Here is a 24,436-nt window from a genome sequence, read left to right on the forward strand (position 1 = left end):
TGCTCGGGCGTCAGGTGAAAGCGCCCGGCAGCGTCTAGCGCGACGCTCTGCCAGGCGTCCAATTCGGACCCGCGGCGCTCGACCTTCAGGCTCGCGATGCCGCTCCACGCGTCGGCGCGAACGCTGCCGATCACCAGTTGCCCGGGGTTGGCCGGCAGTTCGGGAGTGGTCGAGATGAAGATGGTCGGCACGTTGGCTTCGCTGTTGGCGACGGCGCGCAGGACGAAGTTGCAGGAGGCGCTGGCATTGCCGCTCGTCAGGCCATCGGACGCACGAACCGTGACGACGGTATCGCCAATCTGGCCGGGGCCGGGTGTCCAGTCGAGGCGCTTCCTCTGCTGGTCAAAGCTGGCTCCTGCTGGCAGATTGGCGAAGCTGATCGTGAGGGATCGGGTCTGCGCGGCGCCGTCGGGATCCGCAAGCACGATTCCGTTGCCGGCGGCAGTCACCGCGTCGTCGCTCGCATCCCGAGCGAAGAGGACCGGAAGCGACAGCGTGTCGCCAACCCGCACCGCGTGGTTGCCGACGCTGATCCGAGGACGGCGATCGACGTCGAAAACGCGTACCTGAACCGTTTGCGTCGCCAGCGCCTGGCCATCGCTGGCGGCGAAGGTGAAGGCGAACGTTCGGCTGTCGTCCGCGCCCGGCGGACCCGGCGAGCGTGCCGGATCGACGGTGTCCTGGTCGGGAGTCCACTCGAAGCTGCCACTGGCGGCGTTGAACGCGACCCCGCGCGGCGTGTTCTCGTCGCGCATCAGCGAGAGTTGTAGCGGATCGTGGTCGGCGTCGAACGCGCGTACGGTGAAGCTCAGCGTGTGCCCCTCGTCGACCAGTTGCAAGGGTATCGGCAGCAGCCGTGGTGCCTGGTTGACGTTGGCGACGGAAATCTCGATCTGGCGGGTGAATTGCGCCGCGCCGTCGCCACCGCTGACGCGGAAGCGCCAGTGGCCTGGCAGGTCGTGGCCGGCATTGCCATCGTGCGCGGCAAACGCGTCCGGCGTCCAGCGCAGCGAGTAACCGTTGCCGTCGGACGTCACGGACATGCCGCGTGGCTGATCGGCGATCTGCCAGTCGATCGGGTCGCCGTCGGCGTCCCCGGCGAAGAAATCGATCGCCAATGGCACGCCCTCCGCGGCAGCGATGGCGAGGCCATCGTCGTGGTCGGCAAGGGTTTCGCCATTGACGCGTACGCCAACGAGAGTGGGCGCCACGTTGGCGGTACGCACGACGACGCGCAGGTTCTGGCGGGTGACGTTGGGCACCGGCTGCGCCGGGTTGACGTAACCGGCATCCTGCGGCGGCAGGCCGCTGTCGGTGACGATCAGTTCGACTTCGTGATTGCCGACGTCTTCGGCCGTGGGAATCCAGGAAAGCGTGGCGTGACCGTATTGCGTACCGGGCGTCAGCGTGGCGGCCGGAGGCAGGTCGTCGGCACGCCAGTGCAGCGGATCCTGATCGGCATCGCTGGCGAGCAGCGGTAGCGCGAGCGGCTGGCCGACGATGGCAACGACCTGATATGGCGCCGTGATCCGTGGGGGTATGGTCAGGCTGCGCACGCTCAGGACGAAGCTGCGCGACGCAGTGCGCGTGGCGGTCTCGATCGACGTCGGCGCAGCTTCTGGCTGTGACCCTGGCGAGCGATCGTCGCTGGCGTCAACGGTGATCGTGTAGTCGCCGCGATCGCCTGCGCCCGGCGCGAAGTGGAGCATCCCTTCGGCATGAGCCGGATCGGCCGCGGCAAGCGGGTGGAAACTGCCGAAAGCCGGCAGGCCGTCGACGCCGAGTTCGACCGGATTGCCGTCCGCATCGCTGGCGCTGACCGGAATGTCGATGACTTCTCCGGCATCGACGATGGCGTTGGCGATCGCGCCGATCTGCGGTGCACGCCTGGCATCGTGCACGACGATCGGCAACACCCACTGGCTGACGGCAGGGTCGGCATTGTCGCCGTCGTCGGTTGCAGTGACGACGACCTGGTAGCTGCCGGCCTGATCGTAGCCGGGCGTCCACACGATTTCCAGCGTTTCGGCGTCGAACACCGCGCCTTGCGGCAAACCGCTGATCCGGTAGCTGACTGTCGGCGCCGGCGTCTCCGGCCCGACCGCTTCGGCCTCGGGGCGCAATCGGATCTTCGGCGTGAAGTCGGGATTGTCCGGATCGAAAGCCATGACGCTGACGCGCAGTGGCTGGCCTTCGAGCACGTTCCAGGTTTCCGCCGCCGGGAAAACCGGTGCGCCGTTGGCGTTCGCCACCTCGATCACCAGCTCCTGGCGGCTGCTGGTCTCGCTGACCGTGCCGTCGGCAGCGGTCCGGATCGCTGTCAGCGTCAGCGGAACGGCATAATGACCGTGCTGAACGTAGTTCGGAGTCCAGGAGAAATGGCCTGTCTCGGGGTCGAGCGTCGCGCCGCCGGGCAGCCAAGAGGCGCCGTATTCGAGGCGCAGCGCGCTGCCGTCGGCCTGCAGACCGTTGCCCACGGCTCCCGGGACGAAGCCGACGAGCTGCAGGGTGAAGTGTTCACCCTCGCGCAGCGCCTGCGGTGCAGGCGGAGCGAGCACCGGTTTGACGTAGCCCGGTTCGACGACGATCGAAAAGGTTCCGGTGGAGATCGTCTTGCCGTCACTGGCGCGGAGCGTGATGTCGGACCAGCGGCCTGCCTGATCGTAGCCGGGTGTCCAGTGGAGCTCGCCGCTGCTGGCGTCGAAGACGGCGCCCGCAGGCAGCTTGCTCACCGCCGTGGTCAGCAGGTCGCCGTCGCCGTCGGTGGCAGACAGCAGCAGCGAGAGCGCTTCGCCTTCCTTGAGCGTGACCTCGCCGGGAAGCTCGAGCAGCGGCGCATGGTTGCCGCCGGCAACGGCGAGCGGGAAGCGGCGCAGCACCGATCCGCCACGGCTGTCTTCGACGCGGACGACGATCTCGCTGTCGGCGTTGGCAGCGGTGGAGGGCGTCCAGCTCAGCGTGGCGAACGCGTGGTAGCCGTCGGCTGCGCTGCTGCTGTCGCCTTGCGGCGTCAGGCGCATACCGGCCGGGGACGCGAGCAATTGCCAGTAGAAGCGATCCCCGTCGACGTCGACGGCCTCGATGTCGGCGCTCCAGGATTGTCCGACACTGGCCGGCGGCAGGGAGTCGGCAGCGGTCTCGTCGGCGACACGCAGGACAGGCGCGACATTCTCCTGCGGGGCGGCATAGACGCCGTGGCCGAGATTGGCCTTGATCAGTTCGGCCATTCCGGCGCGTTGCCCGAAGTGGCTCGCGGGAACGATGCTGACCGTCTGCTCGGCCAGGGTTGCGCCGGCCACCAGCTTGCCGCCGGGGAAGGCCGTCTGCAGCGCGGAGCCGAGGTCGAGAACCCAGAGGTCGGACTGATCGCCAGCGCCCGCAGCGGCACCGTCGATCGTCCCGGCAAAGTAGCGGCCAGGGTCGAGAAGCAGCATCAGCGGACCGGCGAGGTCATTGTGTCCGATATTCGTGATGCTTACGTCGTAGCTGACCGCACCCGTTGCGTGCTCGGCGCGGGTGCGCGAGAAGTCGATGCGCAATCGATCGCTGAGGTCGTCGAGAGCCGTGAAATTCGTCTCGAAGTCGGCGGACAGTCGCGTCTCGGCTTCGCTCTGCAGGCGGCTGGCGATGTGCAGGCGGTATTCGCCGGCTTTCATCCCGCTCACTTCGAGCCAGGCGGTACGGGTTGCCGCATCCCAGCGAACGCTGGCCGGATGGCTGCCGTCGGTGGAGGCGGCAGCGCGCAAGGCGGTCAAGGTGTAGTTGTCGACGTCGAAGACGCTGCCGTCCCCGTTGCCGGTCCACATTTCCTGGTCGAAGGCAACGCCAATCTCGTGGATCGGCAGCGGCACGAGCGCCCCATCGGGGATCGTCACCGCTTCGACGAGCGGGGGCCGACGGGGTGCGATCTCGTCGATGCGGCCGGTCTCGGCAACCAGCACGCGCCCGTCGTGCGTCGTGACAATCGTCTCGCTGCGGGTGCCGCCGCCGGCAAGCTGCAGGCTTCTGCGACTGGCGAGCTCGATCATCCATACGCTGCCCGCGTGCGGCAGGTCATCGACACCGGCGCGCAGCGGGTGTTGCCCGCCTTGGCTGCCAGCGAACAGGAGACCGGCCAGCGGCGTGTCCTTGGCGCCAAAGGCGATGCCGTCGATGACGCCGGCGAGACGGTATTCGAGTTCGGCGCGCCCCGCGCTGCGGCCGCTCATCGGGAAGCTGACGATTTCGGTCGTCGCGTCGGGGGTGGCGCCGACGATGTCGTCGCCGGTCCATTTCACCGCCCACAGGCGGCCATCGGGAGCGAAAGCGAGGTCACCGACGCGCTGGGCGCTGAAATGTCGCCAGGCCTTTCCCGGATCGGCAGCGGCCGGATCGAAGATTTCGATGCCTTTCCCCGAGGAGACGTAGATTTCACCGCTCTCCGGATCGATCGCCAGGGCATGGGTCAAGGGATCACCGTTCGCCGCCGCGATCCGCCGCACGACCGTGCCGCTGGCCGCGTCAATCTGCAGCAATTCGGCGCCGGTCATCGCCCACAGTTGTCCCGACGCGTCGACTGCCAGATCGAGTACCGGCGAATCGAGCGTAAGCAGGGGATCGGCGCTGCTTCGCGTCAAACTGCCGCTGTCCGGCTCGTAGCGATGGATTTCGTTGCGCAGCCGGCCGGCACTGGCCAGTACGCTGTGGTCGGGCATCTCGACCAGGGCCTGCGCGCCGATGTCGGCCGCGCTGCTCGTGTAGCCTCCGGCAAAGCCGCGCAGGGTGAATGGTGCGAGCACCGACTGCAGATCACTGCCGCGCGCGCTGGCAACCGACCCGGGCACGAGCCGGCCGGCCTCGGCGAAGAGGGCGTTGGCCGGATAGCTGCGGTCGTTCGCGGCGAGCGGGGTTTCGGCGGTGGCCGCGAGTTTGGCAGTCGCACCGAGGCTGTCGAGCACCTCCTGACGGGCGCCGTCGTCTGGCAGGACGGCTGCGGTGACGGTCGCTGCCTCGCGGTTGCCGGCGTGGTCGGTGGCCACTGCCAGGAACTCGTAATGCTTGCCGGGCTCGCCGGTGAACAGCGCCTCGGTCGCCTGTGGGCTCAACTGGCGCTGCCAGATGCGGAAGTCGCCACCGTTCTCGGCAACGTAGAGGGTGACCGACCTGACTCCCGAGAAGTCGTCGGCGGCGGCCCACTTCAGATCGAAAGTCGGCGCCGCACTCGCAAGCGGGGCCGCGTTCAGGGCCGTGACCTGTAGGCCGGTCTGCGGCGCCTGCGAGTCCAGCCGGACGACGACCGGGTCGCTGTCGATCGGTGGTGCGGCGTCGATCAGCAGGCGCGCCGACGCCGTGATCTCGGTGCCGGAGGCGGTATCGTCGGCGGCCCGGATCGTGTAGCTGACGAAGCCGCGCGACGACTGCTCGTTCCCGTTGCCATCGGCGGCACTGCCCAGCAGGCCGTGCAGGGCGTCGTGCAGAACTTCGCCGCTGTCGGGATCGATCGCCTGCAAGAGCCAGGTCGCGACGTGCGTCGAGGCGTCGATGCCGGCACTGACGCGGAGCAGGAAACCCTTGCTCGCGGTGAAATCGAAGTCGCCCTGAAAGTCTGCCCTGTCGGCGGGCAGGTGGACGTTGATGTCGCCGATCTTGAGGTCGGCGAGGCGGAACGAGCGTGCGTCGAGCCTGGCATCGAGCTGGCTGACGATGCGCAACTGGCCGACCGGCGTTTCGTCGGGGTTGCTGAACGAGACCGAATAGGGCAGCGAAACGTCGGCCGGAACGTAAGCGACTCCGTCTTCGCCGGGCGCTGCCTGCGGAGCGCGTACGCGGACCGGAGCCACCGCCGTGGCATCGCGTGCGGCGGCCTGCTGCAGGTATTGGCCAAGATCGAGCGGCTGGCCGGCGAGCGGTCGGAAGTCTTCGTCGAGGACGCCGACGTGGCGCAGGTACTCGAGTTCGGAACGGGCGCCGACGAAGAGATGGAAGTCCACGGTGCGTGCTATCTGGCTGCTGCCGAAATCGAGGCGCGCAGGATCGGCCATCGCCGGGACCGGTATTTCGACGCTACCCTCCTGAATCTGTCGAACCTCCTGGTAAGCGATCGGCGCCCGCGCAGCGCTCGCGTCACCGGCGTACTGCGCGGTGTCGCCGTACCATGCCTGCACCTTGGCGAAGAAGCCGAGCAGATCGGACTGCGTACGATAGCTGTCGCCGCCCTTGCCGAGCAGGATGCCGGTCGCCAGCGTCGCATTGAGACTCATCACCTTGGCATTCTCGCGAATCGGCGGCGCTTCGGCCACGGGACGCAGGATGCCGGCGGCTTCGAGCGCCGCCAGCCAGCCTTCCTGCCACTGCCCGGCGTCGGCAGCCAGGGCGGCAAGGCCGGGGGGTGCCGCGGGATCGGCGAGGATCGCTGCGCGCAGCTCGCGGGCATGCCTCGTCTGATCGGCGATGAACTCTTCGCGGGTCAGCGGGGTAGCGGCTCCGGCGACGTCGAACCGGAAAGGCAGCGCGAGTGCTTCGAGCTTGCCCAGGTGTTCTTCGGGGACCGTGGACAGGAACTTCCTGCTGAGCCCTTCGCCCAGCCTGTCGAGATCCGCCACGCCATGGTCGAGCAGGCCCTGTTCCTGCCAGTCGGGGTGCAGCGCGTAGAGTCGGCTGCGCAATCCCGGAAAGTCGTACGCCAGCCATTCGGCCAGACCGGGATAGGTCTGCAGGGTAAACGACGTGCCGACGAAACCGCCGTCGGCAAGGTCGAAGGCGTAGCCCGGCGCCAGGTTCCAGCCGCTGTCGTCGTGCACGCCGTCGAGGCTTGCCCAGGGGATGTCGGCGCGCGAGGTGCCGTCGCTGGGCGTCGCACCATAGTGCTGGGTATTCCCGGCGCTGTCGACGGTGCGACCGTCGGGCTGGCCGCCGGCCGTGCCGCCGAAGACCAGATAGGGCAGGGCGAGCCCTTCGAGCACCTCGTCACTGTAGCCCATTTCGGGGACGCCCACGCTGAAGCGCACGTAGGGAGTGTCGAGATTGCCGAGATTCTGCAGGGAAACGCTGTAGATCCCGCTCTCGCCGGGTTCCAGCGTACGCGGACCACCGATCCCGAGAGTGACCTCGGGCTCGACGCCGCGTTCGACGAGGTAGCGTTCGGCTTCGGTCACCTGCTGCCCGTCGGGATTGATGACCGTCACATCGTACAGTCCGTGCGGCAGTCGGCGGCTATCGAAGACGGCGCGGATATGCGTGGCATCGAGCACCTGCCAGCGATCCGCTTCGCTTTCGGCGACGCCCGGTCGCGAGAGCTTGACGAGGGCACCGGCAGCGAAGTGCGAACCATGGATGTCGACGGTGAGCCAGCGATTTTCGTCGTCGCCGCTGCCGCCGTGGTCGGGCGTGATGCGCGTGATCGACAGCGGCAGCAGATCGGCACGCAAGCGGATCGGCAGATTGACCGGTCCCTGGCGACCGCGCAGCAGCACGTAGTAGTCGCCGCTACGGGTGCTCGCGACGAGCGCCTGCTGGTCGGCCGCCATGGGGTCGCCGTAGGCAGCGTCGTAGGCGTAGCCGGAGGGAACTTCGCCATAGCGAAGATACAGTTCGTTGCTGCCGGCAGCCGCTTCGAGGCGGACGCGCAGCGTTTCCCCGCCGGCGACGGCGAGCTTGTACAGGCGCTCGTCGCCCGGGCCGCGAGTGCTGGCAAGCGGCTTGCCGACCTCCAGTTCGGGGACGCGAACGCGCAGCGTTCCCCCCGAGGCGCTGCGGTTGTTCGCTTCACCCGGCGGCAGTTGAAGGCCGGCCGCCGTATAGCGAATGCTGCCTTCGAAGACCTCGTTGTACAGGTCTGGCCGGACGATGACTCGCCATTCCCCGTCCTTGACCGGCGGCAGCCGCACGCGCAAGGTTCCGTCATAGCTGGTGTTGCCGGCGAGATCGCCGACGTGTTCGACCTTGCCAAGCAGGAAGTCGTTGACATCCCACTCGTTATCGGCGGAAAGGTAGACGGCGTCGGTCCAGCGACCGTAGGCGGGATTGCTCGAATCGTTGCGGATCGTGAAGCCGATCGTGACCTCATCGCCGACGCTGGCGTCGGCCGGAAGGAACACCGGGCTCACCGTGAGGTCAGCCGGCGGTGGCGTTTCGACCAGTATCGGCTGTGGCGCGGCACTGGCGTTGTTCTGCTCGTTACCGAATTCGCGCACCTTGCCCGTATCGCCGCTTCCCCCAATGCGCGTCGGGTCGGTGATCACGAAGACATGGTAGGGACCTGCAAGGTCGCGAGGTGCGCTGACCGTCAGCGCGGCGTCGTACCGCTCGCCGGCGGCGAGCCTGCCGTCGTGCGCGAGGTAGCCGAGATAGTGATCCTGCCTGAGGTCGAGAAAGCGGTCCCTGGAGAGAAAGACGAGGTCATTCCAGGCAGATTGATCGCCCGGAGTGTCGCCACCGGCATTGACCACCTGCCAGTGCACGGTGAAGGTCTGGCCGGCGAGCACGTTTGCCGGCGCCTCGACTGCCGCCACCTGCAGATCGGGCGGCGTCGCCAGCAGCACGCGGAGCGCAGCCGATGCTTCGTTGTTGCCCTCGTCGCGAAATTCCCGCACCGCGCCGGCGGTGTCGCCAAAGCGGGCGAGGCCAGGCAGGCCGTCGCGGATCGTGCTGGCAGTTCCGGCACTTCTGCCGACTGCGGTGTCGGTACGGACGATCAGATGGAAGTCGCCGCCGACCGACTCCGGCAGCCGGAACGTTGCCGAAGCGCTGTAGGACTCGCCAGGTTGCAGGAACCTGGACTGGGCGCTTTCGCCGATGCGGATCGCCTTGACGCCGAGCAGGGACTCGACCGACGAGTTACCGCCAGTCAACGCGAAGTCGCCATCGTCGAGCGAAGCGTCACGCGACAGATAAACGCCGTCGAACCAGCTCGCGCTGCGGGTTTGCCGACTTCCACGGTTGCTGACGGTCCAGCTGACGGTGAGGGGCGCGCCGGATTGCACCATCGAATCGGAAAGCGTGATCCGGTCGATCTGCAGGTCGGGCTCACGGTAATGGACGTACAGCGAGGCACTGCCCACGTTGTTGTCGTTGGCGGCGCCTTCGTAAACCGATCGGGCGTAGTAGTCGTCCCTGGCCGAGTCGTTGTCGCCGCCGGTCGTGAGTTCTCGCCTCGCCGGATGTCCGCGCATATCGTCGGCGTTGTTTTCGCCGTCGGTGACGACGTAGACGTAATATCTGCCTTCGCCGCCGATCGGCAGCCGCACACGCGTCGAGGCGCTGTAACTTCCGCCGCTGGCAAGCCCTTCGACGTTGGCGTGCAGGAAGCTGCCCAGCAGCGTTGCCCGTTCGGGGACGAACTCCGGGTCACGCCCGAGATAGACGTCGTCGACCCAACTGCGCGTTCCCGACCAGACTGCTGCGCCGACATTGGTGACCGTCCACTGGACGGAGGTTTCCTCGCCGGAGTCGGCCGCCGCTTCGCTGCGGACGTCGGTGACGCGCAGATCGGCGGCTTCGGCGACGACCACGGATGCGACGGCACGCACGTTGTTGGTCTTGGTGGTCTCGCCAATCTGCGTATGCGCGTCGGTGCGAACCACCAGGTAGCGGCCGTGCACCGCGGGCGCGAGCGACAGCGTCTGGTTGACCGTGTACGTTTCGCCGGTGTCGAGACTGCGCCGTTGCGCGAAGTCGCCGAGATGCCAGAGTTCATGCGCGGTAGTCCACTCGGGCGAATCGCTGAGATAGACCGAATCGACCCAGTCGCCGCTGAACCGCTCGCCGCGATTCTGCACACTGTAAGCGAAGCGGTAGCTGCCACCGGCAGTTGCCGACGGTTGCCCGACGACGTCGCTGACCACGAGGTCGGGCGGCGTGACGCCAAGGATGCCGATCGCGCGGGCATGATAGTTGTTGTTGTCGATCTGCTCCGGATCCTGCGGGTTCAGATTGCTGGCCAGCGTGTCCTCGACGATCACGTCGTAGGTGTCGCTCCAGACGCTGAGATAGTACTGGCCGGAAAGCGCGTCGTCGGGAATCGTGACCTGCGCGCTGCCGAGATAGTCTTCGCCGACTCCGAGCCTGCCGACATGCGTGAGCGAGCCGAGCAGGACGTCTCCCTTGCCGGCACCGGGGCGGCGCTGGTCGCGCGCAAGCCAGATGGTGTCGGTCCAGTTGTCCAGCGCGCTGGTTTCGCCGCGAGTCGTCGCGCTGCCCAGGTTGCTCACGCGGTAACGGACTTCAATGGTGGCGCCATGCACCGCCTGATCGGGCGCGACGACGTCGCTGGCGACGAGATCGGCGAAGGGCTGCGCGTCGACGGTCAGCCGTGTCGCGCCGCTGTTGTTGCTTTCGTTGGGGTACTCGTCGACCTGGCCGCCGGCGTCGGCGACGACGATCAGCCAGGCGTCGCCGCGCTGACGGATCGGCAGCTCTATCGTGGTGCTCTCGTTGGCGTACGATTCTCCGGGAGCGAGCGCGCTGCCGTTGGCGAATTCGCCGATCAGGCGGTCGTCGGCGCTGAGCGTGGCATTCGTCGACAGATATGCCCTGTCGGTCCAGTGGCCGCTGCTCGCTGCCGCGCCGAAATTGGCGACGGTGTAAGCGATCGCCACCCTGCTGCCGGCGGCAACGTGCCCAGGTGCGCTGACCGCGGTGACACGCAGATCCGGGTGATCGTCGAGGCTGATCTCGCCGAGCTCGGCAGAAGTCAGCGAATTGTTGTCGCGCGCGCTGCCATATTCGTAGACCTGGTCGCCGCCGCCACCAAGTCGGGCGTTGGTGACCACCCGCACGCGGTACGCGCCTTCGATTTTCGCCGGCAGACGAAGCTGCTCGCTGCGGGTGTAGCGCTGTCCGGCTGCGAGTTCGCGGTCATAGCGGAAGCTGCCGAGCGAAACGGCGTCGCCGCCGGCGGCCGGCACGAGCCAGAGCGAGTCTTCCCAGATGCCGGTGGCCGCGGTCTGGCCCTGATTGAGCACGGTCCAGGCCACGTCCAGCAGCGATCCAGCGCGCGCCGCAGGGGGCAGAGTGACCGTTTCGACGACGAGATCGGGCGAGGGCGAGAGGGCGACCGGGATCGATTGCGAGTGTCCACTGTCGTTGTCCCCGAAAACGAACTCGAATGGCCCGCCGGTGCGCACGTTGAGGTAGTAGTTGCCGGCGATCCCGTCGGGCAGGGTGACGTCGATGCTGCGGCGGTAGCGGTCGCCGGCGGCGAGCTGGCCAATGTGGCGTGCGCTGCCAAGCGAGGCGACCACGTCGCTGCCGTCGGGATTGCGGCTGAGCCAGATCTGATCGGACCAGTCGCCGCTGTCGGTAATGCCGATGCCCCGGTTGACCACTTCCCAGTTGACGCGCAGCGGGCGGCCGCTGGCAGCCGGGCCGTCCGCACCGACCGCTTCGACCTGCAGGTCGGCGTAGGGAACCGGCATGACGTCGAGCGGATGGGCGAGGAGCGCGATGTCGTCGCCCCTGGCACCATTCTCGAAAACCTCTCGCGCAGCGTCGGTGACGGCAAAGAGCTGGTAGCGCTGCGAAGTTCCTGGCGGCAGCAGGATTTCGGCGCTACGCGTGTACGATTCTCCGGGAGCAAGAACGCCGTCGTGACGGTACTCGCCAAGCAGGCGGTCGTCCGCGTTGCCGAGTACCGCATCCGTAGACAGGACCAGGCGGTCGCTCCAGGTGCTGCTGCGACCGGCGCCTTGTCCGTGGTTGGCGACCGTCCAGGTCACCGCGACCCGCGCCGGATCGCCGATCACCTGCGCAGGCGCCGACAAGTCGGTAACGGCGAGATCGGCGTACGGTGCCCGGTCGATGTGCACCGGAGTGTCGGCGCGGTTGTCGTTGCGTTGGTGGTCGTCGATCCGGCGTGCCGCGTCGGTGACGACCACGAGCCGATAGTCGCCGTCGAGTTCCAGCGGGATCTCGAAATCGGCGGCAGCCGCGTAGCGGGCGCCGCTTGCCAGGCCGGAAGTGTGGGCCACTTCGGCCAGCAGGCGGGTTTGCGCGTCCTGCGCGAGGTACACCGAGTCGATCCAGTAGTCTCCCGCAGCGCTGGCGCCCACGTTATCGACAGTCCACTCGACGCGCAGGCGGTCGCCAGAGCGCGCGAGGGTGGGTGCGTGCACATCGGCGACCACCAGATCGGGACGCGCGACGCGCAGCGCCGCGCTCGACTGGTTGTTTGCCTCGCCGTTGCGCTCGTAAAGACTGTTGTCGGCGTCGGCCGTGAGCAGCCAGCGGAAGTTTCCCTCCGCAAAGGCGGCGGGCAGCACGAAGCTGACGCCGTTGGTGACGCTGCTTGTCGGGTCGAGCCTGCCGGTGTTGAGCACGTTCGCCACTTCGTAGAGGCCGCCCTGGTCGCCACGGTCGATGTAGATGCGATCGCGCCAGGCGCCGTCGGTGGCGGCACTCCCCTGGTTGATAAGCGTGTAGTGCAGCGTGGCAGCGTCGCCAGGCCGCAGAAGCGAAGGCGCGACGATCTCGCCGACCTGCAGATCGGGCGTCGGCTTGAGCCTTACGCGCAGGGCGCTGTTGCCGGCCAGGCTGTTGTTGGCCGTCAGGCCTGCCTCGTCGAGCGAGCGATCGGAATTGCTGGTGACGATCACGAAGTAATCGCCGCTGAGGTCACGGGGCAGGGTGATCGTCGCCCGACCCGAGTAGCTCTCGCCTGCCGCCAGCGCGCCCGTGTGCAGCAACGAGCCGGCGACGACCAGATCGTCGCTGCTCGGCGTCTGGTCCCTGGAAAGGAGCAGGCGATCGTTCCACAGCGGACGATTGGTCGTCGCATTGCCGCGATTGGCGACCTGCCAGGAGATGGTGACGTTGTCGCCGCTGGTCGCCGCTTCCGGCACTTCGATTCCTGTCGGCTGCAGGTCGGAATAGGGGGCGACGACGTCGAGCGGGCGGCTCGCGCTGTTGTTGGCGCGAGCGTCGGGCTCGAACAGCTCGCCGCCGCTGTCGGCACGGATGCCGAGGAGATAGTGGCCAGCGCTCTGCAGCGGCAGGGCGACAGTGGCACTGCGTTGATAGCGTTCTCCCACGTGCAGGCCGCCGCTGTGACGAACGGTGGTGAGGACGACATCGTCGGCATTGCCGATCAGGGAATCGCTGCTGTAGACGATCTGATCGTTCCAGTCGGCGGCGATGTCGAGCGTGCCTTGGTTGGCTGCCGTCCAGGCGACGACAATGGGAACGGTGCCGATCACGCTGGCTGGTGCGGTCAACGAATCGACGCGAAGATCCGGGGCGTTGTCGGCCATGACGATCGCCTCGTTGTTCGTCTCGGCGGTGCCTCCGGCATTGTTCTCGGTGACCTGGCGATCGACGTCGAGCAGCACCCGGAACTCGATGCGGCCGCTGCCCGCGGTTCCATCGGGCCAGACGAACGACAGCAAACGAGCAAGCGAACCACCGCTGACCAGTTGGCCGTCGAGCGGATTTTCGACGACGTCACGCACGGCGATCGACTCGTGGGTGCTGGCGTTACGGATTGCGAGCCGTTCATGCCAGTCGCGGACGACGGCACTGTTGCCGGCGTTGATCGTATCCCACATCACCGTGACCAGCGTGCCGGGAGACCAGTTGCCCGCCGGGCTGATCCGGAAATTGCCGACGGTCAGGTCCGGGCGCGGCTTGGCGGGGTCGATGCCGATTGCCAGATGGAAACTGGCCGCGGCACTGGCACCCTCGAGATCGGTGGCGGTCACTTCGAGGTCCAGCGTGCCGAGGTCCTCACTGCCCGGCGTGCCGGTGAAGCGGCGCGTCGCCGTGTCGAAGGCGAGCCAGCGCGGCAAGGCGCTGCCGTCGGCCTGGGTGGCGCGGTAACTCAGGCGGTCGCCGACATCCACGTCGACGAAGGTGTCAGCGGGAACCGTGAAGCGGAAAGCGGCGTCCTCGGTTGCAGTCTGATCGGTAATGGGTCTCGCCAGTGTCGGAGCGTCGTTGGTGTTGACCACGGTCAGCAGGAAGTTCGTCGAGGCCGTTGCGCCCGCGAGGTCGCTTGCCGTCACCTTCACCGTTACGATGCCGACGTCGCCGTTGCCGGGGGTGCCGCTGAAGCTGCGCGTCGCTGCATCAAAGTGCAGCCATGGAGGCAGGGCGCCGCCCGTGGCCAGCGCAGCGCGGTAGCTGAGACGGTCGTCGACATCGACGTCGAGGAAAGTATCGGCGGGAACAATGAAGCGGAAGGCCGAATCTTCGCTGGCAGACTGGTCGGCAATCGGTTTGGCGACCACAGGAGCGTCGTTGACGTTGGCGACGGTGGCCGTCGCGGCGCTGGCGACGGACTCCTGCCGACCATGGCCATCGACGTAGCTGGCAATTACCCGCACCTTCCTGCCGACCTGTTCCTGGTTCAATGTCAGGCTGCCGGCCGTCGCGCCGGCAATGGCCACCCAGTTCATTTCGTCGGCAGACGCCTGCCACTGGTAGCTGATCGCCCCGAGTCCGTCGGCGTCGGCCAGCGTGTTGCGGGCGAGGAGTACCTGATTCTGGACGGCAGCCCCGCTGATCGTGACGGCCCCGGTCGGCGGGGAATTGGGCAGATCGACGACGGTGATCGTAAAGGGATTGCTCGATGCACTCGCTCCGGCGCGGTCGGTGGCTTTCACGACGAGGCGAGTGCTGCCAAGATCCCCCCTGCCCGGCGTGCCGTGCAGCGTGCGGCTCGCCGCATCGAACGAAAGCCAGGGTGGCAGCGCCGAATCGTCGACCTGGCGGACGCTGAGGTCGAGCGTGTCGCCGGCATCGGCGTCGACGAACAGATTGCCGGCGATGTTCACGACGAGCGCTTTGCCGGCGACCGCGGTCTGATCATGCATCAGACCGACGTCGCTGAAGCTCGTATCCAGACTGCCATCGGGGTTGTAGCGCGCGAGCGCGAAGTCGGAGTCCGCATTGTCGAGGTTCTTCTCGCCGCCGATCACGAGGATCTTGCCATCGGCCTGTGCCAGGACGGCACTGCCGCCACTTGTCAGGGGGCTTATGGCAGTCGCCACCAACCCGTGCGTTCCGAACCCGTCGTCCGGAGAACCATTGCTGTTGTACCGTGCCAGCGCGAAGTCATAGTGGCCGCCCACACGGTAACGGCTGCCGGTCACCAGAATCCTGCCGTCGGCCTCGATGCTCAGGGCGCTGCCTTCGTTCTGCACTTGTACTCCGGTCGCCAACCAACCCCAGTTGCCAAAGCTGGTGTCCAGCGAACCGTTGCTGTCGTAGCGCCATAGCGACGCACGGCTTCCATTGGTGCTGAAGACCAAGATCTTTCCATCCGCCTGCAGTGCTACGCTGGCCTGCAGGTTGAACACACCGAAATCGTAGAAAAACCTGTAGCCACCGCCAAAATCCGAGTCGAGTGTCCCGTCGCGGTTCAAACGAAAGAGAGCGAGGGCCTGGTTGTTCGAAGCCGGGTTGCTCCCGTAACCGACCGCGACAATCTTCCCGTCTGGCTGGACGGCCAGGGAACACAAGACTTCGGTGGGATAGCCGAAGAAAGGGAACACACGGCCGCCGTCGCCGAAGGTCGGGTCGAGCGAGCCGTCGGCGAGGTAGCGGACAACGACGGTTCTGCTCGCATGGCTCATCTGCACCACACTCCTGCCGGCGAGGAGAATCCTGCCGTCGTTCTGCACCGCCATGGCCGAGGCTTCGTCCCAATTCGACGCGATATCTGTGGTCACCGTGCCATCGCGGCCGAATCCGGTGTCGAGGGAACCGTCGCTGTTGTACCGCGCCAAGGCGAAATCCTGCGATGTTGCGATCTGATCGCTGGCGCCTGCGGCCACGATCTTGCCATTCTGCATTGCCACAGCATAGCTTCTGGCGGAAAAGCCGATCGCCGTCGTCACCTTGCCATCGCCGTCGAAAGTGCTATCCAGCGATCCGTCGGCGTTGTAGCGCAACAAGCTGAAGACGGACTTATCGGCGACATCGCTGCGGCCGGTTACCAGGTACTTCCCGTCTGGCTGGATGGCGACGCCGTAGGCCCAGTCGTAGGCCGATCCTACATCGGTCGTGACGAACCCCCTGCCTCCAGGAAACACGGGGGCCTGGTTGCTGGCGGCAGCATCCAGCGCCAGGCTGCTGGCAGTCTTGACGGTCACAAACTCGGCAGCCGTTGGCGTGTGGTTTGCGTCATCGTCGGCCGCGCTGGCATCAAGCGCTTGCTCGGAGTCGGTGCTGGCGGACGTCCCTCGCGCACTCGCCAGCGGCCAGTCGAGCGTGCTTGCGTCTATCTGGCCGTCCAGGAGGACGCGTACCGTCCCGCCCGGCGCCTCGTCGAAAGCCGCGGCTTCGCCAGCCACGGCGATCGTGGCGTCGATCGGGTCGGGAAGCGGGAGCAGATCGCCGGACAGCAACACACGTGCTTCGAGCGGTTCGCAGTGGAGGCGGGTGCCCGCCACGGCGCCGTGTTGCCATTGCCTCGGTTTGCCCGAGAGGCGGCCAAGCGCCCTTCTTACGGCAGACGACAGCAGTGAGCGTACAGGGTGGTGTTCGGGATGGTCTTCGGCAGACTTGCGCACGGCTTTCCCCTCAAAGGATCGCGACACCCGATGCCATCGGACGGGACGCACGTTCCGCGTTGGCCGACCGTGGCGCCGAACTGCAAATACCGAACTGCAAATGCGGCAGAGCACACAGGAGATCGACGCCGGCTGCTGGCCCGTGATGGTGCCCACTGCGCTGCGACGGGCATTGCCGGCAATCATTGCCATTTCACATTCCCGATTCGCAGGTGCGGCAGCGATCTTTCCTGCTATGCTATGCGCAACGATTTTCCGCAAGATCTTGCGAGCTGTCAATACTTCCGGAAACATTCCCTCATTAATTCGACAAGATATCCCGGATGACCCATTTGCCCAGGCGTGCTGGATCCCCCTCCTATGCGAAAGCGACGGACGTTGCCACGACGGTGCGCTGCGAAATCACTGCGCTCCCGACACGTTTGCACGCACTGGTCGGCAAGGAGTCGGTTTCCTCTTTCGCACGCCGCAGTGGTCTCGCCGAATCGGTGCTGCGCAGCTATCTCCGGGAAGGTCGCATGCCGCCGCTCGACAAGGCCCTGGCGATGGCAGTAGCCGCCGGCGTCAGCGTCGACTGGCTGGCGACCGGGAGTGGTCCGCCGGTGGCTGCGCAGGTTCGCCCGACCTACAGCGCGAACCCCTCCGACGCGGCAGCCTCCGGAACACCGCTACCCGACCTTGCCGTACTCGAGCGGATTCTCGAAGCGGTACTCGCAGCCGAGGGAACTCGGGCGACCCCCGCACGCCTGGCAGCCGAGGTGGTCGATCGCTATCGGCGGGCGATGGCCGGGAAAGACGCGGGTGCGGGGAGCAGCGACGATTGAGTTCGGTTCCGAAGCACCTGCGGCGCTCGCCGCAACTCGTCAATCGTATTGTCTTGGCGCCCGGCCTTGGCTTTCGAGGACGACGGGGCTGGTGACGCTGGTGGAGGCGTCGAGCGCTTCCACGAGCACCTGGAAACGCCATTCGCTGCCGAAGCCGTATTGCAATTCGATGAACTGCCTGGCAAACAGATGGGCCGCGCCGAGCGTAAGCGCATCCGCGTACTCGTCTTCCGCCTCGCTGTAGCGCGGATCGCTCAGGGTACGCCGAGCCGCATACTGATCGCGAAATCGAAACTCGTACAGGTGCTCGTCATCGAACTTGAATGCCTGCAGCACGAAGAGGGCGAGATCGTCGAAGGTGCTCTCCGCGGGCAGGACGATGCGGCGCCACGCGTGCTCGCCGAGCGAGACCTTGAGTGTGCAGCTGCCACGGAATGGCTCCTCCGCGGCCGGTTCGCCGAGCACATGCTGCCAGGCCGGGAAAAGTGGGAGCACGGCATCCGCCCAGTAGTGGAACGCCGGTCGATCGTCCTCGGCGGTCTGCGTTTCCGTGCCTTCGCTCGCATCGTCTTCGTCAGTTTCCGCATCGGACGAATCGAGCCACTCTTCGAGCGCGCCGACGCTCGTGTAGCGGAAGGCCTGCAGGTAGCTGGCGCTGGCCGTGAGTCCCCAGGGCGTCGAGCGCATGCGCCGGATCTTCCAGCCTTCGCCCGGCTCGGCCCGAAACGAAACGATGTCGAGCATGCCGAACATCTGCAGCAGCGCGATCTGCTTCATGCCGACCAGCCGCCACCAGATGCCGCGGGTACCGTGTTCGCGCTCGTCCCTGGAGTTGCCCTGGCGTTGGCTGCGCAGGAACGCGTGACGGTATTCGGTTTGTCGCAGCGCTTCGAGCTCGCCATGGCCCTGGTGAATTTCGGAGAGGCTCCACCACCGTTCGAGCAGCGCGAAGTAGCGTTCGATCGGGTTGAGCAGACGCCACGTGGCAAGCAGCCCGGAATCGAGCACGAGTCGCGCGGTCGGCCGGGAGCGATCCAGCTTGCCCAGCTTGCTGACCAGCAGGAGCAGGTGCAGGCCGTCGATGTGCGGATAGGAGATCTGACGTCCGCGACTCAGGCCGGTCGGAGTGGGGTGGGTCAGGCGGGAATTGAGTTCCGCCAGGCGGGCAATGCCGAGATCGTATTCCTTGGGCGAAACCGGCATCCCGTTCTCGCCGACAAAATCGAGCAGGGTGTCGAAGTCGCGCACGATGCTGCCCGGCGGCTCGGCAGCGGCGGCAACGGCAGCAATTACGGCGCGGTCCGCTTCGGCAAGGACGATCTTCACGGGCGGCAGATCATGGTCGGGAGTCGGGAAGCGACACGCTACGCCGCCGTCCCCGGGCCGTGCGCCACCGGCAGGCCGAGCTGTCGCCAGAGCAGCATGCCGCCACGCAGGTTGGCGAAGCGCGCAAAACCGGCCTGCCGCAGGATCACCGTTGCCTGACCCGAGCGCATTCCGGAATGGCAAACGGCGATCACCGGCTGCTCGCGCGGAATCTCCGCCAGGCGCTCCTTGAGTTCGCTCAACGGCACGCACTGTGCGCCAGCGATACGCCCGAGGCGCTCGTCGAGTTCCTCGCGCTGACGGACATCGAGCAGATGAACTTCGCCCCGGTGCTCGGCGACCCACTCCGGGTCGATCTCCAGCAGCCCGGCGTAGCTCTGCCGCACCGGTCCCCAGTCGGCGGGACGTGGCGCCCTGGCGTCTTCCGGCTTGCCCGAGCGCAGATTGGCGGGTACGGCAACGGCGATCTGCTTCGGGTGCGGCAGATTCAGGTTTTCCATGAAGCCGACGAAGTCGCGCTCGTCGGCGTGTCCTCCGATACGCGGGTTGTGCGCGCGTTCTTCGCCGACAGAGGACATGGTGCGACCGCTGTAATCGTGGCCGGGAAAGATCAGGCAGTCGTCCGGCAGGCTGAAAATCTGCTCGCGGATCGAGCGGAAGAGGGTATGCGCGTTGCCCTGCTGGAAATCGCAGCGGCCGGCACCGCGGATCAGCAGGCAGTCACCGGTGAAAGCCAGGCGGTGGTCGTCGCTGACGTAGGTGAGACAGCCATCGGTATGCCCGGGAGTTGCGCGCACCTCGATGCAGGGTTTTCCGAAGGGCACCCGGTCCCCGTGGTCGAGTCGCAGGTCGGCGCCCTGCAGGGCATCGCCATAGCGTCGCGAAATTCCGATCCGGCAACCGGTGGCCTCCTGCATCAGCCAGGCACCGGTCACATGGTCGGCGTGGCAATGGGTGTCGAGCGTGGCCACCAGTCGCAGCCCGAGTTCCTCGACCAGCGCGCGGTCGCGCAGGTGCTGCTCGAAAACGGTGTCGATGATCACCGCCTGCCGGCTTTGCGGATCGCCCAGCAGGTAGGTATAGGTCGAGGAGGCCGCGTCAAACAGTTGCCGAAAAATCAGTTCGCTGAACATGAGGCTCTCCGTGGGCGCCGAAGCGCAAAACGCCGCCAATCTATTGCAAACGCAGGCGAGCGGCAAGCGCTTCCCCTGCGCTTCCCCTGCGCTTGTGCGCGCAAGGGTGGCGCGGCGTGTCGCCGATTCTCATGGCCCGTTCTCCCCGGTCAACGAAAACCCCGGCACGCGGCCGGGGTCGGTCATGGCAGTGCAGCGCCTGCTGGCGCCGGGCTGAGCTCTACGCACGCCGCCGGCGTGCAGCCCCGGCGCCGAGCAAGGCCAGGCCGCACAGGGCCAGGCTGGCGGGCTCGGGTAGCTGACCACCATCATCACCACTGACGATCACGTTGTCGATCGCGAAGCTTTCGTCGTCGCCACCCTGCCAACCCGATCCGGAAGCGAAGAATTCGATTGTGTGCGCACCGGCCGACAGGTTTCCGATGGATAACGCCACTTTATAGCCTTGGTCGCCCCAACCCGAGACCGCGAGATTGGGTCCATAGACGAGGGTGGTCAATTCCGGGCCGATACTGGGGGAGCCGAAGATGTCGAAGTTTTTCGTATAGATCGTCGTGCCGTCTACCTTGACATTGAAGAAGTCAGGCCCGCAGCAGTTGGCGCCATCCCAGGAGTCGATCGCGGCGAAGTAGAAATTGAGGGCCACCGAGGTCGCGGCGCTGCCCAGGGAAAAGCCAAGAACCGAGGAGGCGGCGGGGTTGCCGAAGCTGCTGTTGCGGAAGTACTGGCTGCCGAAGCCGTAGGCAGAATAGCCCTGAGTTGGGGCCAGGAAGCCGGCCCCCGACATGCCGGCCGCCGAGACTTCGAAGTCGTTGGAATAGAACACTGCCGCCTGGCTGGGGACCGCCAGTGCGGAGAGAAGGGCGAGGGTCACGCTTGAAAGAAACTTGGGCATCTTGGTCTCCAGAAGAATTGGGTCGATTGAGCCGCGCAGACTATGCACGGATTGTATGAACTACAAAGCAAGTGTCGTGCCAGAACCGCTTCGATACATAAGCGTGATTTATTTTCAAGCGCTTGCGGACGATTCGCGGGTTCGCCCCTGGCGGCATGTAAAATGCGTCGACACTTGGGAACCGTCGTCGGTCGCAGCAAGGCCGTCCAGCGTACGGTATTCATGGAGTCTCCAACCCGAATCACCCCAGCGAAGACCGGCAAATGGCTGTCCCCGCTGACTTGCCACGCGATTTTCCCGTTCTGCCGTACCGATCCGCGGCGGGCGTACTCAGGTCGCCGGCAGGCCGCGATAGATCGAGGGCGCCATGCCGCTCCAGCGCCGGAAAGCGCGCGTGAACGCGCTCTGCTCGGAAAAACCGAGGAGGAAGGTGATCTCGGTGACCGACTTGCCCGGATCGTCGAGATAGCGTCGTGCCAATTCGTGGCGGGTTTCGTCGACGACGCCCTGGAAGCTCAGGCCGAGCGCCGCCAGTCGCCGCTGCAGGCTGCGCTGGCTCAGACCGAGTGCGCGCGCCACTTGCTGCGCCGACGGTACCCCCGAGGTGAGGTGCTGCAGCACCTGCGTTTTGCAACGGCTGACAATGTCGTCATCGATCAGGGTCGCAAGCTGTCCAGCGAGGATCGCGTCGAAGGTGTTGGCGAGCGGGACGTTGGCCGAAGACAAGGGTGCGTTGGCCACCTCGCTGGCCAGCAGAAAGCCGTCGGCCGCCTGGCCGAAAGTGACCGGGCAGGCGAAGAAGTCCTGCCAGGGTTGAGGGTTGGCGGGTTCGCGCCGGCGCAGATGGACGCTGACCGGGCTTGTGCGCTTGCCGGCATTGACCCGGCACATGGCGATCAGGATCGACAGCGAGAAGTCGGTCAGCAGCGGCCCGATGGCGGCGTCGCCACGCCCGTGATCGAAGGCGAGATGGACGCCGTCGGCGTCCTCGGAACAACGGTATCGGATCCGGCTGCCAAGAATGCGCGAGAAACGCTCGATCCGCTTCAAACCGGTATGCAGCGTGCGGCTGGACAGCCAGGCATAACCCATCGTTCCGAGATTGGAGGGATGCCAGCACTCGGCGGCTCGCAGGGCGAATGCCTCGTCGCCGATCCGTGCGGCCGCCAGCTCGAAGCCGACATCCGCCAGACGAGCCGGCAGGCGGGCATGCACGTCGCGCAGCACGTCCGGGGCGATGCCCAGTGTCCTGCAGAACTGCTGCGGATCGATTCCGTGCTTCTCGATCAGCCGCAGCATCGCCCACCAGAGGGTTGCCAGCGTGCTCCCTGATTCCTCCATGCTCCCCTCTTTCCCCTCTTCCCTTGCCAAGGATCCGGCGAAGGCGGCAATGGTCATGCGATTGGCGCCCATAGTCAAGCCGCCGATTCTGCGGCCGCGTAGCCTTGACCCCGGAGCCAGCGGAATGGTTGTAAAGGCAGCTTTTCCTGGCGCTGGAAAGGAGCGACGTCATCAAACGGCAAGGACCGGCGCGCGGCAGGCTTCGCGTGCCAGGAGGGACAGCAAACGGTGCGCAGCCGGCCACCCGCGACCCGACGACCGGATTTCACCTGCGCAGTTCCGGCCAGCGCCTGCTGGCACGCCTGTTCGCCGTGGCAGATCAGGCACAGGCATCGCTGTGCGCGATGTGGCTCGACCTCGACCGCTTCCGCCAGGTCAATGACTCTTTCGGATTTGCCGAGGCGGACGCCGTCATCGCGCGCATCGCCGGGCGCATCCGCTCGGTCGCCGGTGACCGGGCGACGCTTCTGCGCATGGGAAGTGACGAGTTCGCGCTGTTGCTGCCGGTGGTCGAGACCCCTGACGCCGAACGGATTGCCGGACGACTGCTGGCGGTCGTCGATCAGCCAATCCTGCTTGGTGGCATCCTCTTCCGGCCGTCGGTGAGCATCGGCCTCACCTGGCGGCACGCAGCGGACGATCCGCTCAGCCTGCTCGCGCGTGCCGATCGTGCGATGGGCGAGGCCAAGCGCCAGGGTGGCAACCGCTTCTTCGTCGTCGCTGCCGAACCGCCTGGCGCGACGTCCGCGGCGTGGTCGGCGAGGCGGGACCTGGAGATCGAGAGCGTACTGCAGGCTTCGCTGGCAACCGGCGATCTCGAGCTGCACTATCAGCCCATCATTCGCCCGGACGGCAGCATCGAGGCGGTCGAGGCCCTGATGCGCTGCACTGTCGGCGGCCAACAGGTGTCCCCGCTGCAGCTCGTCGCCGTCGCCGAGAAGACCGGGCTGATCGTACGGCTCGGCGAATGGATCCTGCTGCAGGGTGCGCGCTGCGCCGCTCGCCTGCGCGCCCAGGGCTGCCCGACCAAGATTGCGATCAATATCTCGCGCCTGCAACTCTGCTCGGCGAGCTTTCTCAGTGTCCTGCACGCGGCATTGATCTGCGCCCGGCTGCCGCCCGACGCAATCGAACTCGAACTGACCGAGTCCCTGTTCGTCGATGCCTCTCCGGTCGTGCAGGCCAACCTGCGTGGTGCGCACGAAGTCGGTGTCGGCCTGGCGATCGACGACTTCGGTACCGGCTACTCGAGCCTCGCGAACCTGAAGGACCTGCCGGCGACGAAGCTCAAGTTCGATCGCGCGTTCATCAACGAGCTGCCAGACGATCGGCGGGCCTTTGCCATCCTGAGTGCGATCACGCGGCTGGCTGGCGAACTGGGGATGGTCGTCGTCGCCGAAGGAGTCGAGACGGCCGCGCAACTCGCCGCCTGCGAAGCGGCACGGGTGGATGCGACGCAGGGCTTCCTGCACGCAAAGCCGATGTGCGAGGAGGAGTTGTCACATTGGATGGAAACGAGGAAGGCCCGCTGATGGACACCCGCCTGGTCGGCCCGGAACGGGTGGAGACGGCGCTCGAAGCGAACCTGCGGGCGATCGATATTCCGCCGCGACCGCTGATCATCGACCGCATCCGCGAAGAGATGATGCAGGACAATCCATGCCTGCGTCGCGTCGGGCAGCTGATCAACGCCGACGTCGGGCTTGCCGCCGGCCTCATCAGGACGGCCAGTTCGCCATCTTTCGGTCTGCGTGCGCGCGTGCGTTCGGTTGCCGATGCGCTCATGCTGCTCGGCCTCGAGGTGACGAGCCGGGCGGTTGCGGCGATCAGCCTGCGGCGTGCGTTTCCCAACAGCGGTCACTACGCCCGCTTCTGGGACGCATCGGCGCGCATCGCTGCACTCTCCGGCTGGCTGGCACAGGAACTCGACCTGCCCGGCGTGCACGCTGCCGATGCCTACACCTTCGGCCTCTTTCGTGATTGCGGGATCGTCATTCTGTTGCGCCGGCTGCCCAGCTACCTGCAGACGCTGGCGCGGGCCAATGACGACGCCGAACGTTCGTTCACCGCTGTCGAACGGGCGGAACATCCGACCGACCACGCGGTCGTCGGTGCCCTGATGGCGGTCGACTGGTGGCTACCGGACGAGGTCGGTGAGGCGATCCGGCATCATCACGACCCGGCGGCGCTCACTCCCGTGGAATCGGATCTGCCCACGCTGAGCCGTCGGCTGATCGCCGTCAGCCAGACCGCCGAATACCTCCTGCAGCAACTGCGCGGCGAGAGTCGGACGCAGGAGTGGCAAAAGCTCGGAGAAGCGTGCCTGCTGCTGCTCGGCATCGATCAGGAAGACCTTCGCGGAATGCACGCCGAGGCGACGGCGATCATCGAGGCAGTCGACTGATCGCCACCGGCACTGGCGCTTTGGCGACT

Annotated in this window: 9 protein-coding genes; 4 read left to right on the top strand and 5 right to left on the bottom strand. The window is 66.5% G+C overall.

All coding sequences use genetic code 11. From position 1 onward, the window contains the following. Positions 1–16,484 (bottom strand): putative Ig domain-containing protein (locus NFV80_RS00095; protein ID WP_296757428.1); only part of this gene is annotated, 16,484 nt, incomplete at its 3' end. Between the two features lie 323 nt (positions 16,485–16,807). Between NFV80_RS00095 and NFV80_RS00100 the strand changes: the two genes are divergently transcribed. Beyond that, complete coding sequence (locus tag NFV80_RS00100) at positions 16,808–17,308, top strand: hypothetical protein (protein ID WP_295324597.1); 501 nt, start codon at positions 16,808–16,810, stop codon at positions 17,306–17,308. Positions 17,309–17,347: 39 nt separating this feature from the next. Here NFV80_RS00100 and NFV80_RS00105 read toward each other — a convergent pair whose 3' ends face one another. Further along, positions 17,348–18,634 (bottom strand): hypothetical protein, encoded by a 1,287-nt coding sequence (locus NFV80_RS00105; protein WP_295324599.1) that lies wholly within the window; start codon positions 18,632–18,634, stop codon positions 17,348–17,350. 38 nt (positions 18,635–18,672) lie between these two features. Then, positions 18,673–19,767, bottom strand: coding sequence for an MBL fold metallo-hydrolase (locus NFV80_RS00110; protein ID WP_295324601.1), 1,095 nt, complete (start codon positions 19,765–19,767; stop codon positions 18,673–18,675). On the opposite strand from NFV80_RS00110, the gene NFV80_RS00115 reads away from it, so the two are divergent. Then, entirely contained in the window at positions 19,766–19,984 is a 219-nt protein-coding gene (locus NFV80_RS00115; RefSeq protein WP_295324603.1) for a hypothetical protein, read from the top strand. The genes NFV80_RS00110 and NFV80_RS00115 overlap by 2 nt on opposite strands. 3 nt (positions 19,985–19,987) lie before the next feature. Here the strand turns inward: NFV80_RS00115 and NFV80_RS00120 are convergent, their stop codons facing one another. Both NFV80_RS00120 and NFV80_RS00125 read right to left on the bottom strand, forming a co-directional pair. After that, the gene (locus NFV80_RS00120; RefSeq protein WP_295324606.1) at positions 19,988–20,662 is read right to left on the bottom strand and encodes a PEP-CTERM sorting domain-containing protein; all 675 of its coding nucleotides are present in this window, start codon (positions 20,660–20,662) and stop codon (positions 19,988–19,990) included. A gap of 330 nt (positions 20,663–20,992) precedes the next feature. Next, positions 20,993–22,060: an AraC family transcriptional regulator gene (locus tag NFV80_RS00125; protein WP_295324608.1), complete on the bottom strand. Its 1,068-nt coding sequence runs from the start codon at positions 22,058–22,060 to the stop codon at positions 20,993–20,995. A gap of 149 nt (positions 22,061–22,209) precedes the next feature. Between NFV80_RS00125 and NFV80_RS00130 the strand changes: the two genes are divergently transcribed. Further along, complete coding sequence (locus tag NFV80_RS00130; protein WP_295324611.1) at positions 22,210–23,535, top strand: bifunctional diguanylate cyclase/phosphodiesterase; 1,326 nt, start codon at positions 22,210–22,212, stop codon at positions 23,533–23,535. Continuing rightward, the gene (locus NFV80_RS00135; protein ID WP_296757431.1) at positions 23,535–24,407 is read left to right on the top strand and encodes an HDOD domain-containing protein; all 873 of its coding nucleotides are present in this window, start codon (positions 23,535–23,537) and stop codon (positions 24,405–24,407) included. The genes NFV80_RS00130 and NFV80_RS00135 overlap by 1 nt, the downstream gene beginning before the upstream one ends. Positions 24,408–24,436: the final 29 nt, after the last annotated feature.

It is taken from the genome of Accumulibacter sp. (assembly GCF_023806565.1).
In the GTDB taxonomy this organism is placed as follows: domain Bacteria; phylum Pseudomonadota; class Gammaproteobacteria; order Burkholderiales; family Rhodocyclaceae; genus Accumulibacter.